Below are 11,535 nucleotides of genomic sequence, written 5' to 3'. Positions count from 1 at the left end.
AGACCTGCCATGACCGATCCGAACCGCATCACGCTGTATTACTCGCCGCAAAGCCGCGCCACCGGCACGCGGGTGCTGCTGGAGGAGCTGGGCGCGCCCTATGATCTCCATGTCCTCAACATGAAGGCCGGCGAGCAGCGCCAGCCCGCTTATCTCGCCATCAATCCGCTCGGCAAGGTCCCGGCGATCAGCCACGGCGGTGCCCTGGTGACCGAGCAGGTCGCGATCACTATCTATCTTGCCGATCTCTTCCCGCAGGCCGGTCTGACGCCCGCGCTGAACGATCCGCTGCGCGGACCTTACCTGCGCTGGATCGCCTATTACGGCTCGTCCTTCGAGCCGGCGCTGATCGACAAGTTCATGCAGCGCGAGCCGGCGCCGATCACGCAGTCGCCCTATGCCGACTACGACACCATGCTCGGCGCGCTCGAAGCCCAGCTGTCGAAGGGGCCGTATCTGCTCGGCGAGCGCATGACGGCCGCCGATGTGCTGTGGGGCGTGGCGTTCAGCTGGACTATGATGTTCGGCATCGTGCCAAAGAAAGACGTGTTCGTTCGCTATGCCGAGCGCATGACCTCGCGGCCTGCGTTCCAGCGCATCAATGCCGCGGATGACGAGATGGCGGCGCAGCATGCCGCGGCTATTGGTGGTTGAATGATCCGGGGCTGCAGATGACGAAGCCGATGCACACGACCAACTGCTTCCATACCTTCATCCGGGTTGCCGAAGACTGTCCCGCGCGGGTTGGGGAGCAGCCGCCGCTGCGCGCGGGAAAGCCGACGGTCGCGTGCCTGCAATATGCTATGATCGCGAAGTCGCCCTACAAATACACCTCCGATGACGTGATCTTCGCGACGTCTGCGCCGGGACGCGAGCTCGATGCGAAGGCGACGAAGGCGGAGAAGCATGCGGCGCGTGAAGCGTTCTTCTCCCGGGGGCAGGCGTGCATGAGGGCGTCAAGCCTCGGCAAGCGCTTCGGCTGGGGCGTTCATGCCGATGGCGAGGGACGGATCGCGATCTACGCCGTCGAAAGCAAGCGTTACCAGGCGTTCGTGCGCGATCCCAAGCTCACGCAGGTGCGCGCGATGCGGTCGAAGCGGGGGTGATCAAAACCGCGGCGCTCGCTTCTCCGCGAACGCCTTGATGCCTTCCTTGATCTCGTCGCCGCGCATGCTGTCGCGGTGGCGCTGGTCGGCGGCGTGGTCATCGAGCTCGCCGCGGGCGAATTCGTTGATCGCTCGCTTCATGCCGCGCATCGCCTGCGGCGCGTTGCCGGCGAGGATGTTGGCGAGCTGGTCGACCTCCTCGTCCAGAAATTCCACCGCCACCATGGCGGTGAGGTAGCCGATGCGCAGCATCTCCGGCGCACTGATCTTCTGCGCCGTCAGGAACAGTTTTTTCGCATTGTCGACGCCGAGCCGGGTGACGTAGCGTTTGATGCCGCTCCTGTAATAATGCAGCCCGAGCCGCGCCGCCGGCATGAACATCTCGGCGGTGTCGACGCCGATGCGGAAATCGCAGGCGAGCGCGAGGTCGGTCGAGCCGCCATAGACGCCGCCGTTGAGCCGGCAGATCGTCGGCACGCCGAGATCCTCCAGCCGGTTGACGACCACCTCGAACGCAGAGCCCGCGCTCTGCTGCTCGCTGGCGCTGACGGCGCGCTCGGCAACCGAGTTGAGGTCGTAGCCGGCGGAGAAGGCGCGTCCGGTGCCGGTCAGCACCAGCACGCGGATCTCGGGATTTGCCTCGACCAGGTCGAACAGTCTGACGAGTTCGTCGAGGTCCTCGGCCTGGAGCCGGTTGAGGTGCTTCGGCCGGTTGAGGCGGATGGTGGCGCGGGCGCCGTCGCGGTCGAGCACGGGGCCGGTGGCTGCGTCGGTGATGTCCGACATTCTTGTCTCCTTTATCTGTTTTCGAGCGCGCGCCGTTTCGCCTCGGCGTCGATGGTCTCGGCGAGATCGGGATGCCGTGCCATCAGCACGCGGAAGTCGACGAGGTCGAGCACCAGAAGCCGCGACACTTTCGTGGTCGAGACATTGGCCCCGCGCATGTTGTTGCCGAGCAGCGCCATCTCGCCGAAGAAGGCGCCTTCGCCGAGCTGCACCTTCTTGCCGGGCAGGTCGACCTCGACCTCGCCGGCGGCGATGAAATACATGCAGTCGCCCTGCGCCCCCTTGCGGATGACCAGGGTGCGCGCCGGCAGCTCCATGGTCCGCAGCATGTGGGTGACGTCGGCAATCGCAGAGGGCCCGAGGGCCGCGAAGAACGGCACCTTGCTGACGGACTCCCAGGTCTTGAGGAAATTGTCGCGCCGCGTCTCGGCGGCAAATCCGGTCGCCAGAATACCGGTCCAGAGGCCGAACACGCCGAGGCCGGAGATCATCACCGCGGCCGCCACGATGCGGCCGAGCGGGGTGACCGGCACGACGTCGCCGTAGCCGGTGGTCGTGAGTGTGACGACGGCCCACCACAGCGCCGCAGGCACGCTGCCGAAGGTCTGCGGCTGCACGTCCCGCTCCAGGAAATATTCGGCGACGGAGGCGAGGAAGACCACCATCAGAAAGATCACGAGCACGCTGAGCAGCGGGCCCGATTCCAGCACCAGCACGCGGCGAAGCTGCCTCAGGCCGGGGATGCCCGGCACCACCTTCAGCACCCAGAGCACGCTGAGCAGCCAGGCCGTCTTCGGCTCGGCGCCAAGGAGAAGCGCGACCGGCACGGCCAGCGCCCCGATCGCATCGACCAGCCCGGCGGAGGAGGACATGTAGAGCGACAGCCGCCCCTGCCGCGCCATGTGGCGCAGCCGGACCAGCCATTCGAACACGAAATAGGCGAGACAGGTCCAGAGCAGGCCGCTGACCCAATTGTGCGCCTCGTGGGCCCGCTTGTCGGTCAGCAGGACCATGCTGAGCACGCCGGCGGTCACCGCGACATAGGCCACCTTGGTCATGTTGCGGCCGGCCGTGGCGGCCGCAAACTGGGCCAAAGCGGTAATCAGCGGCTTGGACATGCGAGAAGGTGGCTCGGTCTTGAGATCGGTCGGCGCCAAGGTGCCTGCCCGAACGGAGGCCGTCAACGACGGGCGACGGCAGCAGGCAGCGTCAACGGCGCCGCTGCACCGAGTCCGCGGATCGGCACGGCCGTTGCCGGCGGGGAGGCTACCTGAAATGCGGCGGCTCATCGTAGCCGCGGCGGCTGCTGAAGAACAGCAGCACCATCAGCCCGACGCCGACAATGATGGAAAACCCCGCGCCCAGTGCCAGCGCCACATAGCCTTCCGTCGGGATCGGCTCACCTTCGACCGCCATTGCGGAATAGGCGAAGTAGCCGGCCGCCGCCAGCATTCCCAGTAGGAGGATGATGAGGAGTGCACGCATGCTGCGGTCTCCGGTTGTAGTTGCGAACCAACGGTTGCAGATCGCGGCAGTTCCAGACGGCCGACCGTCATTGATCGGGCGGGAGGGACTGTCGCGGATCCCAGCCTTGCGGCAGGGCCTGTTGCCTATGCATTTCGGCGGCGGTCGCGCGCGTCTCCTCTTTGAGACGACGTCACGACCTCACTCTCGTGTCCCGGACGCAGCGCAACACGTAGTGATGCGCTGCAGAGCCGGGGCCCATTCAGCAGCGCATGCTCATCTCCCGGGTCCCGGCTCTGCGCTGCAACGCCTTTTGGCGTTGCAGCTTGTCTGGGACACGAGAGTGGTGCCGGCCCAACCGGCGCTCGCTCAGGCACTCTGGGCGGTCTTCACCACCACGACGTTGGTGTCGTCGTGCTGGGCAGGGCCGCCGCCCTGCACCGTCTTCTCGGTTTCGCCGGCATGGCGTTTCAGATAGTCGCGGCGCATGCCGATCTCGTCGCGGACGAATTCGTAGCCGAGCTTGAAGGTGTCGAGCCCGTCGGTACTGATCGTACCGTCCCTGAGGCCGATGACGGCGCCGCGCAGGATGCCCTCCAGCTCGTCCTGGAGACATTCGAGCTGGTCCAGAGAGTGGGCGTGCTCGATCCGCTCGCCGATGTCGAGGATCGCCGTGGAGAGCTCGCTGGCCTTCTCCGGCGCGATGCGGGTGATCTTGGCGTAGATCGCCGCGAAGATCGAGCCGATGACGCTGAGCGCGGCGGCGCCCAGATACATCAGGTCGCTGTACTTATCCATGAACGATTTGGTGTCGTCGTTGATGTAGTCGGCCGCCCCCTGGTGCGCCATCACGAAGGCGTCCTTCTCGGTCGAGGCCGGCTCAATTCTGCTGGCAAAGCCGTTGTCGAGCCCGAGCGCGGATTTGTTCTCGTAGATGGTGCGTGCCAGCTCGCCCGCCGCGGATGCCGACATCCTGGATTGCGCGACCAGCAGCCATTCGAGCCCGATCGTGTCGAGGTCATCGTCGGGAATTTGCGGCGAGGTCGACAGCGTGCCTGCCGTCAGCGTCTCGCTGGAAATGCCCGGGAGTTTGCGCGCCAGCGCCTTGGCCTCGTCGATCGCGTTGAGCGTGAAGCCGCCGCGCTTGGCGACCTGCTCATAGGCCTTGTCGCGTACCGCCCTGGAGGCATGAACGATGGCGATCACTGCGCCAAAGCCGTTTGACGGCCCAAACAGCTTGTCGAGCGTCGTGCCCTGCGGCGCCATCTGGATCTTCGCGGCGTCCGGACCGTCGGGGATGTCGAGGATGTTGCGGACGAAGGCGAGGGAGGATTCGTTCTCGGCGACGACCGCGACCTTCTTTTTCTTCAGCTCGGCGATCGACTTGATCTTCTTGTTGCCGGGACCGAGCAGAAGCACGAGATCGTGCTCGAGGATCGCGAGCGTGCGCGCCCGCAGCGGCACCCTGGCGTCGGTGCGCAGCACGGCAAGGTCCGCCTGCTTGCGGTCGAATTGCGCGACCGCCTTCGCGTTGTCCGCGTTGTTGACGATCTTGATCCGGAAGCGCGAGGCGTTGCTCTTCAGCAGGGTGGCGAGCTTGGCGGCGAACAACGCCTCGTCGCTGTTGGGAGCGCCGACGGCAAAGATCAGCGTCTCCGAATTGTGCAGCATGGCGCGGCCACCCCAGACGGTGGCGAGCGACAGCAGCAGGGTCAGCACGACGTAGAGGAAGACCTGCTGCTGATTGGTCTTGATCACCTTGGGGCGCCGCGGCGGCGGCTCAATCGGGGATGCGGTGGGGCCTTCAGTACTCATATCAGTACTCATGGCAGCACTCTGGCCTTATTCTCGGGTGACGGACGGCTCGCGGACGTGATCGCGGCGGGCGCCCTGCAATTCCTAAACGTCTGAAAAAAGAACGATATTCTGTGCCGGCAATGATAGCGCGCCGGGACCGGAATGCAAATTTCGAGCCGAGGGTAACCTTACTCCACGCGACCGCGGCGAAAGGTCATCCTATCACCGGTTAGCCACAGTTGGCGATTTTCCGGTTCCCCCCGGCTGCATTCCGCCGCGGGAGGTGTCATAAATCAGAGGTCCCGGCGATTTGACCGGTCCAAGAAGAAGTTGCGCTGAACGCTCCAGTTTTTCTTGTCACCTCAACGAGGGCGTCGGCTTTGTCGTTTCCACCCATGTCATCGGCGGTTCCGGTCGAAGCGCTCATTGGCTGGATGTTGCTGCTCACCTTCAAGCACATCATCGCCGATTTCGTCCTTCAGACCGCCTGGATGGCGCATGGCAAGGACCAGAAGCACGGCTGGGCCCTGCCGCTTCTGGTGCATTGCCTGATTCACCTTGCGGTTGCGCTGCCGCTGATCCTGATCGTGGCGCCGAAATTCTGGTTCGTGGCCTTCATCGACTTCGTGATCCACATCACGATCGACCGCGCCAAGGGGCTGGTCTCGGCCAATTTCGGCGTCGACCTCGCGCATCCCTGGTTCTGGACTCTGATCGGCGTCGACCAGGCGCTGCATCATCTCACCGGCTTCGGCCTCTCCATCTTCATGGCGGCGAACTGAGGGTAGCCACGGCTGGCTGCTCGGCCTGCATGGTTCGAGACGCGCCGTAAGGCGGCACTCCTCACCATGAGGGTCTGGCATTTCGCCGCAAACCAAAGCCTCATCCTGAGGACCCGCCAAAGGCGGGCGCCTCGAAGGATGGCCAGAGAAGTTGCCCGCCGGCGCCTCCGATTCGCGACGAGCGCGCAAGCACCCCGGATGACTACCGGGCAGCGTGGTTAACCTTTCATTAGAGAATTGCGCTGCATCTTCCCACACGAGGGAGAACTGCAATGTTTTCAAGCCGCGACACTTTTGAGAGCGATTTCTGCCCGGTTCGCGACGAGCTCCTCGGCGAGATGTATCGCGCCAGCGAGAGTGGCCTGCCGAGGCTGGTTGAGAGTGTTTCCCCTGACGCGCGCGCCAGGTTGGCGCTGTTCTGCTATCGCCGCAGCCATCTGCACTCGCTGGCGGTCGCGATCGCAGGGAGCTGCAAGGAGCGTGACCTGATCGAGAACGGCGGCCGAGTCGGCTCGACGCTCTACGCGCTGTCGCGCGCGGGCACGGCGAAATCCTCGCCGTCGCTGTCGGGCGGTCGCAAGCCGATCACGCTGTCGACCAAGCCGCTGTCGGTGCTCGCACCGCTGGACGACGAGATCGACGACGAAATCAGCGAAGCCGTTCCCGCCTAAACGCTGGCGATCACGGGTAACCCGAACTTCCGCCGCGCCATCGCGCATTCGGCATCGCCCGGCATGCAGGTGCGGCACACCTCCGGCCGCACCGCATAGATGCCGCATGCGGTCGCTTTTCCGATCTCCCCCTGCAAGGCCGAGCAGCGATCGCCCTCGCAACGCATGCCGGATTGACGGTCGTTGACCAGCGCCTCCGGAATCGCGGCAAGCTCTTCGTCGCTCTCGATCGAGAAGCGCGGCCAGTTGGCCGAATAGCCGCAGCAGGCGCCGCAACTCTGGCAACAGCTCGACGGATCGATGGGGGAGTTCTCTTCCATCCTCGTCACGTATCCCTCAGGTGTCCTTCGGCGGGCCCCAGACCAGGCTCTGCCGCCATTTCGCGCGCAGCACGTCGCGCCGCTCCGGATATCTCTCGTCGAGATAGTTGGCATCGACCACGCGATCGGTGCGGAAGCTGCGGAAGTCGCCGCGCAGCTCGCACCAGGCCGCCAGCAGCCGCACGGCTTCGAGATAGCCGACCGAGATCGGCCAGATCATGCGCTCGCTGGCGCGGCCCTGCTCGTCGCGATAGCGCAGCATGATCTTCTTGCCTTCGTGGATCTGGGTGCGCGTGCGGACCATGTCCAGGCGGTCCGGCTCCCTGTTCCAGCTCGGCCGTGCCCGGCTCGCCGGCTCCAGCACGAAGGGACGCAGGCGCTCAGGCACGGTGTCGGCGATCTTGGCCATCAGATCCTCGGCCGCGCGTGCCAGTGCCGAATCGGCATGGCCGGCGACCCATTGTGCGCCCAGCACCGCCGCCTCGATCTCGTCGGGCGTGAGCATCAAGGGCGGGAGATCAAATCCCTTTTCCAGGATGTAGCCCATGCCGGCTTCACCGCGGATCGGCACGCGCTGGCCGATCAGCGTGGCGATGTCGCGATAGATCGTTCGCTTCGAGGTCTCGAGCTCGGCCGCGATGGCGTCCGCCGTCAGCGGCTTACGCGTGCGCCTCAGCACCTGGATGATTTGAAACAGCCGGTCGGCACGTCTCATGCTGGTCCCTTGTCGGTGATCTTTTCAGACGGCGGCGCGCGGCTGCTGACAGGATGTTGGCAGCAGGGGGGTTCTATACCGGGACAACACATCGACTGAAGAGGATTTGTCCATGATCACTCCAACCCATTTCGGCCCGGCCGTTCCGATGTTGCGGGCACAGGCGTGGTCCGCATCGGCGTTCGGTCGCCTCGTTTCGCTTGATCTCATGGCCGTCGACCTCCGGTTTGCCCTTGCGAGCGTGGTGGCACGCTCGCTGATCCAGGCTGCGGACGCGCTGGTCCGCTACGTGATGGGCCGTGCCTGGCGGGGGGCCCGTTTCGCAGAAGATATCACGGCTGCTGCCACCATGGTGGCAGCAGCCCGGCACTAGGTTCCGTCAACTCTTTCGGTGGTTCAGGAGAAGCTTTCATGATCACGCTCTACGGATTTGGCACCGGTTTCGGCCTGCCGGAAATCAGCCCCTTCGTCACCAAGACGGAGGTGCAGCTCAAGATGGCGGGATTGCCCTACCGGAAGGAGCGGGCGATGCCGCCGGCCTCGCCGAAGGGGCAGCTGCCCTTCATCGACGACGGCGGAGAGGCGGTGGCCGATTCCACCTTCATCCGCGCCCATATCGAGCGCCGCTACGGCTTTGATTTCGATGCCGGGCTGTCGCTGACCGACCGCGCGCAGGCCTGGGCGTTCGAACGGATGATCGAGCACCATGTCTATTGGGGGCTGGTCGGTGCGCGCTGGGTCGATCCGGTCAATTTCGCCAAGGGGCCTGCGCATTTCTTCGACGGCGCACCGGAGCACAACCGCGAGAAACTGCGCGAGGATGCGCAATTCCGCGTCGCCGAGAACTATCTGCTCTCGGGCCTCGGCCGCCATGGCCCCGATGACGATGTCGAGCTCGCGGTGCGCTCGCTGTTTGCGCTCTCGGTGCAGCTCGGCGACAAGTCCTATCTGATGGGCAACAGGCCCTGCGGCGTCGACGCCACCGCCTTCGGTATGCTCGCCGGCATTCTCTCGCCGTTCTTCGAATCGGCCCTGCGCGAGCGCGCCGAGGGCTTTCCGAACCTCACCGCCTATGTCGATCGCATGATGGACAATTACTACCCGGAATTCGCCTGGACCCCGCTGCGGCAGGCGGCTTGAAACTTGATGGGATGAGACCCGGCTGTCGCTCCGACAAAGGTGCGTTCCCTCCCCCCTTGCGGGGGAGGGCTAGGGAGAGGGGTAGCCCAGCAAATGGTGCCGGTTGTTGACGGTGCATCGAGGGCGAGTGTGCGACGGAAAGAATCCCCGTGTGGCACCCCTCTCCCTGCCCCTCCCCCGCAAGGGGGGAGGGAACGGAGAGAGCGCCGTAGCTGGCCAAACTCGATTCGAGTTTGCGCTCGCTAATCTCAAAGCCAAAACAAAAGAGCCGGCCCATCGGGCCGGCTCTCGTCGTCTCAAGACTGTCGCCGCGCTTACTTCACCAGCATGTACTTGCCGTTCTTCACCGTCAGCAGGATGCGCGAGCGGTCGTCGAGGCCGTAGCGGTCCTTTTCGGTGAAGTTGTAGACGCCCTGGCTCGCCGCCAGCTCCTTCTCCGACAGCAGCGCCTGGCGGATCGCTTCGCGGAATTCCGGCGTGCCGGGTTTTGCGGTTTTCAGTGCCGCGGGAATGATGCGCTTGAGGATCTCGAACGCGTCGTAGGAATGGCCGGCGAACTGGCTGCGGCTGTTCGGGCCGTATTTGGCTTCATAGGCCGAGTTGAGCGCCAGACCCGGCTTCTTGGTCAGCGCGCTGTCCGGCTGGTCCTCGGGATCCATGACGGGACCGGAGGCCATCAGCACGCCCTCCGCTGCCTTGCCGGCGATGCGGATGAAATCCATGCTGGCGGCGCCATGGGTCTGGTAGATCAGGCCCTGATAGCCGCGCTCGCGCAGCTCGGTCTGCGGCAGCGCGGCCGCGGTGCCGGACGCGCCGACCAGGATCGCGTCGGGATTGGCGGCAACCAGCTTCAGAACCTGTCCGGTCACCGAGGTATCGGGACGGGCGAAGCGCTCCTCGTCGGCGATGGTCATGCCCATCGGCACCGCCTGGGCCTTCAAATCGTTGAACCAGAGGTCGCCATAGGAGTCGGAATAGCCGATATAGCCGAGCGTCTTCACGCCCTTCGCCTTCATGTGCTCGTACAGCACCTTGCCCACGATCGGGATCGGCTGGGGCATCGCCACCGACCACTTCATGCGCTCGGGCGTGATCGGAAACGGTGCCAGGCCGAAATGGGGAATGCCGGCTTCGTTGGCGACGTTGGAGACCGCGATCGTCGGCGGCGTCAGCGCCGAGCCCATGATGATGTCGGCCTTGGATTCGGTCACGAAGCGGCGGGCGTTGGTGGTCGCGGTGGTGGGATCGCCGCCGTCGTCGAGCACGATCACCTTCAGCGGCACGCCGCCGATCTCTTTCGGCACGAATTCCAGTGCGTTGCGCTCGGGAATGCCGAGGGCCGCGCCCGGGCCGGTGGTGGTGGTGGTGATGCCGATGGTGATTTCGCTGGTCTGGGCCAATGCGGGCAGCGCCGGCAGGGCAAGCGCCGCCACGGTGATGGCGGCGGTCAGGTAAAAGCGTTTCATTGTTTCCTCCCTTACGTGTTTTCTTTGAAAGCAGAAATCGGGGGGTAATTCAGCCCCCTCTTTTGGTGATGCGGCGATTTAGCTCCGGACTTAACTCCCCGTGAATTTGGCTACCATTTCCGCCGGGAACGGTGCCGATTTCAGCTTGTCGGGGTTAACGGGATCGCGACCGACCAGCACGCGGGTCTCAAAACCCTCGATCGCCAGCGCCTCACCCTTGTAGACGTTGTGCTTCACCTCGAAGCTCGATCGCTTGATGCTCTCGATCTTCGTTTCGATGGTGATCCAGTCGCCATAGGTCGAGGGGATGTAGAACTTGGACCGCGTGTCGACCATGGGGATGCCCACCAGGCCGTATTTGCGGACCAGGTCCTGCTTGGAGAACCCGGCGACCTCGAACAGGGTCGACGTCGAATCGTCGAACATCGCGAAATAGCGCGGGTAGTAGACGATGTTGGCGGGGTCGCAATCACCCCACTGGATCTGTACGTCGCGCCGGTTCACGAACATGTGTCGCGCGCCCTATTTCGGCGCCATGCGCAGCGAGCCGTCGAGGCGCACCACTTCGCCGTTCAGGTAGGAATTCTCGACCATGTGCAGCGCGAGCGCGGCGAACTCGTCGGCGTGGCCGAGCCGGCGCGGGAAGGGGATGGCGGCGGCCAGCGAGTCCTGGGCTTCCTGCGGCAGGTTCGCGAGCAGCGGGGTCAGGAACAGGCCGGGCGCGATGGTCAGCACGCGAACGCCGAATTGTGCCAGTTCGCGCGCGATCGGCAGCGTCATGCCGACGATGCCGCCCTTGGAAGCCGAATAGGCGGATTGCCCGATCTGGCCGTCATAGGCAGCAACGGACGCCGTGTTGATGATGACGCCACGCTCGCCGGTCGCCTGCGGCTCCAGCTTGGACATCTCGGTGGCGGCCAGGCGCAGCATGTTGAAGGTGCCGATCAGATTGACCTTGATCACCTTGTCGAAATCGGCAAGAGCCATCGGGCCGTCGCGGCCGACCACGCGCTTGGCAACGCCGATGCCGGCGCAATTGACCAGCACGCGGGCCGGGCCGTGGGCTTTCGCAGCCTGTGCGACCGCGGCTTCGGCCGAGGCGGCATCGGATACGTCGCAGGTGATTGCCACACCCTTGATCTCGGCGGCGACGGTTTCCGCCAGCTTGGTATTGAGATCGCAGACCGCGACCTTGGCGCCCTGTGCCGCCAGTTTTCGCGCAGTGGCCGCGCCCAGTCCCGATGCGCCGCCGGTGACGATGACTGCCTGATCTTTCAACAACATGGCG

At 64.8% G+C, this 11,535-nt stretch carries 15 protein-coding genes; 6 read left to right on the top strand and 9 right to left on the bottom strand.

The features are described 5' to 3' along the window. The first annotated feature begins 9 nt into the window (after positions 1–9). Both AABA86_RS03170 and AABA86_RS03165 read left to right on the top strand, forming a co-directional pair. On the top strand, positions 10–654 hold the full coding sequence (locus AABA86_RS03170) for a glutathione S-transferase family protein (RefSeq protein WP_338305697.1): 645 nt from the start codon (positions 10–12) through the stop codon (positions 652–654). A 17-nt stretch (positions 655–671) separates the two neighbouring features. Then, positions 672–1,106, top strand: coding sequence for a DUF6157 family protein (locus AABA86_RS03165; protein ID WP_212245708.1), 435 nt, complete (start codon positions 672–674; stop codon positions 1,104–1,106). Here AABA86_RS03165 and AABA86_RS03160 read toward each other — a convergent pair whose 3' ends face one another. The 4 genes from AABA86_RS03160 to AABA86_RS03145 form a co-directional block, all read right to left on the bottom strand. Continuing rightward, positions 1,107–1,892, bottom strand: a complete 786-nt coding sequence (locus tag AABA86_RS03160; protein WP_338305696.1) for an enoyl-CoA hydratase/isomerase family protein — start codon at positions 1,890–1,892, stop codon at positions 1,107–1,109. Between the two features lie 11 nt (positions 1,893–1,903). Beyond that, the gene (locus AABA86_RS03155; protein WP_212245705.1) at positions 1,904–3,010 is read right to left on the bottom strand and encodes a cyclic nucleotide-gated ion channel; all 1,107 of its coding nucleotides are present in this window, start codon (positions 3,008–3,010) and stop codon (positions 1,904–1,906) included. Positions 3,011–3,158: 148 nt separating this feature from the next. Then, positions 3,159–3,377, bottom strand: a complete 219-nt coding sequence (locus AABA86_RS03150) for a hypothetical protein (RefSeq protein WP_338305695.1) — start codon at positions 3,375–3,377, stop codon at positions 3,159–3,161. A gap of 348 nt (positions 3,378–3,725) precedes the next feature. Beyond that, complete coding sequence (locus AABA86_RS03145; RefSeq protein WP_338305693.1) at positions 3,726–5,171, bottom strand: TAXI family TRAP transporter solute-binding subunit; 1,446 nt, start codon at positions 5,169–5,171, stop codon at positions 3,726–3,728. A 416-nt stretch (positions 5,172–5,587) separates the two neighbouring features. Here AABA86_RS03145 and AABA86_RS03140 point away from each other — a divergent pair, with 416 nt between their 5' ends. Together AABA86_RS03140 and AABA86_RS03135 are read left to right on the top strand one after the other, a co-directional pair. Then, positions 5,588–5,935 (top strand): DUF3307 domain-containing protein, encoded by a 348-nt coding sequence (locus tag AABA86_RS03140; RefSeq protein WP_049801962.1) that lies wholly within the window; start codon positions 5,588–5,590, stop codon positions 5,933–5,935. 272 nt (positions 5,936–6,207) lie between these two features. Continuing rightward, positions 6,208–6,606 carry a hypothetical protein gene (locus AABA86_RS03135; RefSeq protein ID WP_212245699.1) on the top strand — a complete coding sequence of 133 codons (399 nt, stop codon included), beginning with the start codon at positions 6,208–6,210 and terminating at the stop codon, positions 6,604–6,606. Here AABA86_RS03135 and AABA86_RS03130 read toward each other — a convergent pair. After that, positions 6,603–6,926: a YkgJ family cysteine cluster protein gene (locus AABA86_RS03130; protein WP_212245697.1), complete on the bottom strand. Its 324-nt coding sequence runs from the start codon at positions 6,924–6,926 to the stop codon at positions 6,603–6,605. The genes AABA86_RS03135 and AABA86_RS03130 overlap by 4 nt on opposite strands. Before the next feature lie 16 nt (positions 6,927–6,942). After that, positions 6,943–7,641 (bottom strand): helix-turn-helix transcriptional regulator, encoded by a 699-nt coding sequence (locus AABA86_RS03125; RefSeq protein WP_094892883.1) that lies wholly within the window; start codon positions 7,639–7,641, stop codon positions 6,943–6,945. A 112-nt stretch (positions 7,642–7,753) separates the two neighbouring features. Here AABA86_RS03125 and AABA86_RS03120 point away from each other — a divergent pair, with 112 nt between their 5' ends. Together AABA86_RS03120 and AABA86_RS03115 are read left to right on the top strand one after the other, a co-directional pair. Then, a complete protein-coding gene (locus AABA86_RS03120; protein WP_338305691.1) occupies positions 7,754–8,014 on the top strand; it encodes a hypothetical protein in 261 nt (86 codons plus the stop codon). 38 nt (positions 8,015–8,052) lie between these two features. Further along, complete coding sequence (locus AABA86_RS03115; protein ID WP_212245695.1) at positions 8,053–8,781, top strand: glutathione S-transferase family protein; 729 nt, start codon at positions 8,053–8,055, stop codon at positions 8,779–8,781. 314 nt (positions 8,782–9,095) lie between these two features. On the opposite strand, the gene AABA86_RS03110 is transcribed toward AABA86_RS03115, so the two are convergent. The 3 genes from AABA86_RS03110 to AABA86_RS03100 form a co-directional block, all read right to left on the bottom strand. Next, a complete protein-coding gene (locus AABA86_RS03110) occupies positions 9,096–10,247 on the bottom strand; it encodes an ABC transporter substrate-binding protein (protein ID WP_338305690.1) in 1,152 nt (383 codons plus the stop codon). A 90-nt stretch (positions 10,248–10,337) separates the two neighbouring features. Then, positions 10,338–10,757 carry an acyl-CoA thioesterase gene (locus tag AABA86_RS03105; RefSeq protein ID WP_212245691.1) on the bottom strand — a complete coding sequence of 140 codons (420 nt, stop codon included), beginning with the start codon at positions 10,755–10,757 and terminating at the stop codon, positions 10,338–10,340. A gap of 12 nt (positions 10,758–10,769) precedes the next feature. After that, complete coding sequence (locus AABA86_RS03100) at positions 10,770–11,531, bottom strand: SDR family NAD(P)-dependent oxidoreductase (RefSeq protein WP_338305689.1); 762 nt, start codon at positions 11,529–11,531, stop codon at positions 10,770–10,772. Positions 11,532–11,535 lie beyond the last annotated feature (4 nt).

Source organism: Bradyrhizobium sp. TM233 (assembly GCF_036247965.1).
Lineage (GTDB): Bacteria > Pseudomonadota > Alphaproteobacteria > Rhizobiales > Xanthobacteraceae > Bradyrhizobium > Bradyrhizobium ottawaense.
Note: the sequence above shows the minus strand (reverse complement) of the source record. Positions and strands in the feature narration are given on the sequence as shown.

Bases quoted from the DNA above. Each gene is read 5' to 3' on its own strand.
- AABA86_RS03170 (WP_338305697.1), top strand. From the start codon at position 10: ATGACCGATCCGAACCGCATCACGCTGTATTACTCGCCGCAAAGCCGC.
- AABA86_RS03165 (WP_212245708.1), top strand. From the start codon at position 672: ATGACGAAGCCGATGCACACGACCAACTGCTTCCATACCTTCATCCGG.
- AABA86_RS03160 (WP_338305696.1), bottom strand. From the start codon at position 1,892: ATGTCGGACATCACCGACGCAGCCACCGGCCCCGTGCTCGACCGCGAC.
- AABA86_RS03155 (WP_212245705.1), bottom strand. From the start codon at position 3,010: ATGTCCAAGCCGCTGATTACCGCTTTGGCCCAGTTTGCGGCCGCCACG.
- AABA86_RS03150 (WP_338305695.1), bottom strand. From the start codon at position 3,377: ATGCGTGCACTCCTCATCATCCTCCTACTGGGAATGCTGGCGGCGGCC.
- AABA86_RS03145 (WP_338305693.1), bottom strand. From the start codon at position 5,171: ATGAGTACTGAAGGCCCCACCGCATCCCCGATTGAGCCGCCGCCGCGG.
- AABA86_RS03140 (WP_049801962.1), top strand. From the start codon at position 5,588: ATGTTGCTGCTCACCTTCAAGCACATCATCGCCGATTTCGTCCTTCAG.
- AABA86_RS03135 (WP_212245699.1), top strand. From the start codon at position 6,208: ATGTTTTCAAGCCGCGACACTTTTGAGAGCGATTTCTGCCCGGTTCGC.
- AABA86_RS03130 (WP_212245697.1), bottom strand. From the start codon at position 6,926: ATGGAAGAGAACTCCCCCATCGATCCGTCGAGCTGTTGCCAGAGTTGC.
- AABA86_RS03125 (WP_094892883.1), bottom strand. From the start codon at position 7,641: ATGAGACGTGCCGACCGGCTGTTTCAAATCATCCAGGTGCTGAGGCGC.
- AABA86_RS03120 (WP_338305691.1), top strand. From the start codon at position 7,754: ATGATCACTCCAACCCATTTCGGCCCGGCCGTTCCGATGTTGCGGGCA.
- AABA86_RS03115 (WP_212245695.1), top strand. From the start codon at position 8,053: ATGATCACGCTCTACGGATTTGGCACCGGTTTCGGCCTGCCGGAAATC.
- AABA86_RS03110 (WP_338305690.1), bottom strand. From the start codon at position 10,247: ATGAAACGCTTTTACCTGACCGCCGCCATCACCGTGGCGGCGCTTGCC.
- AABA86_RS03105 (WP_212245691.1), bottom strand. From the start codon at position 10,757: ATGTTCGTGAACCGGCGCGACGTACAGATCCAGTGGGGTGATTGCGAC.
- AABA86_RS03100 (WP_338305689.1), bottom strand. From the start codon at position 11,531: ATGTTGTTGAAAGATCAGGCAGTCATCGTCACCGGCGGCGCATCGGGA.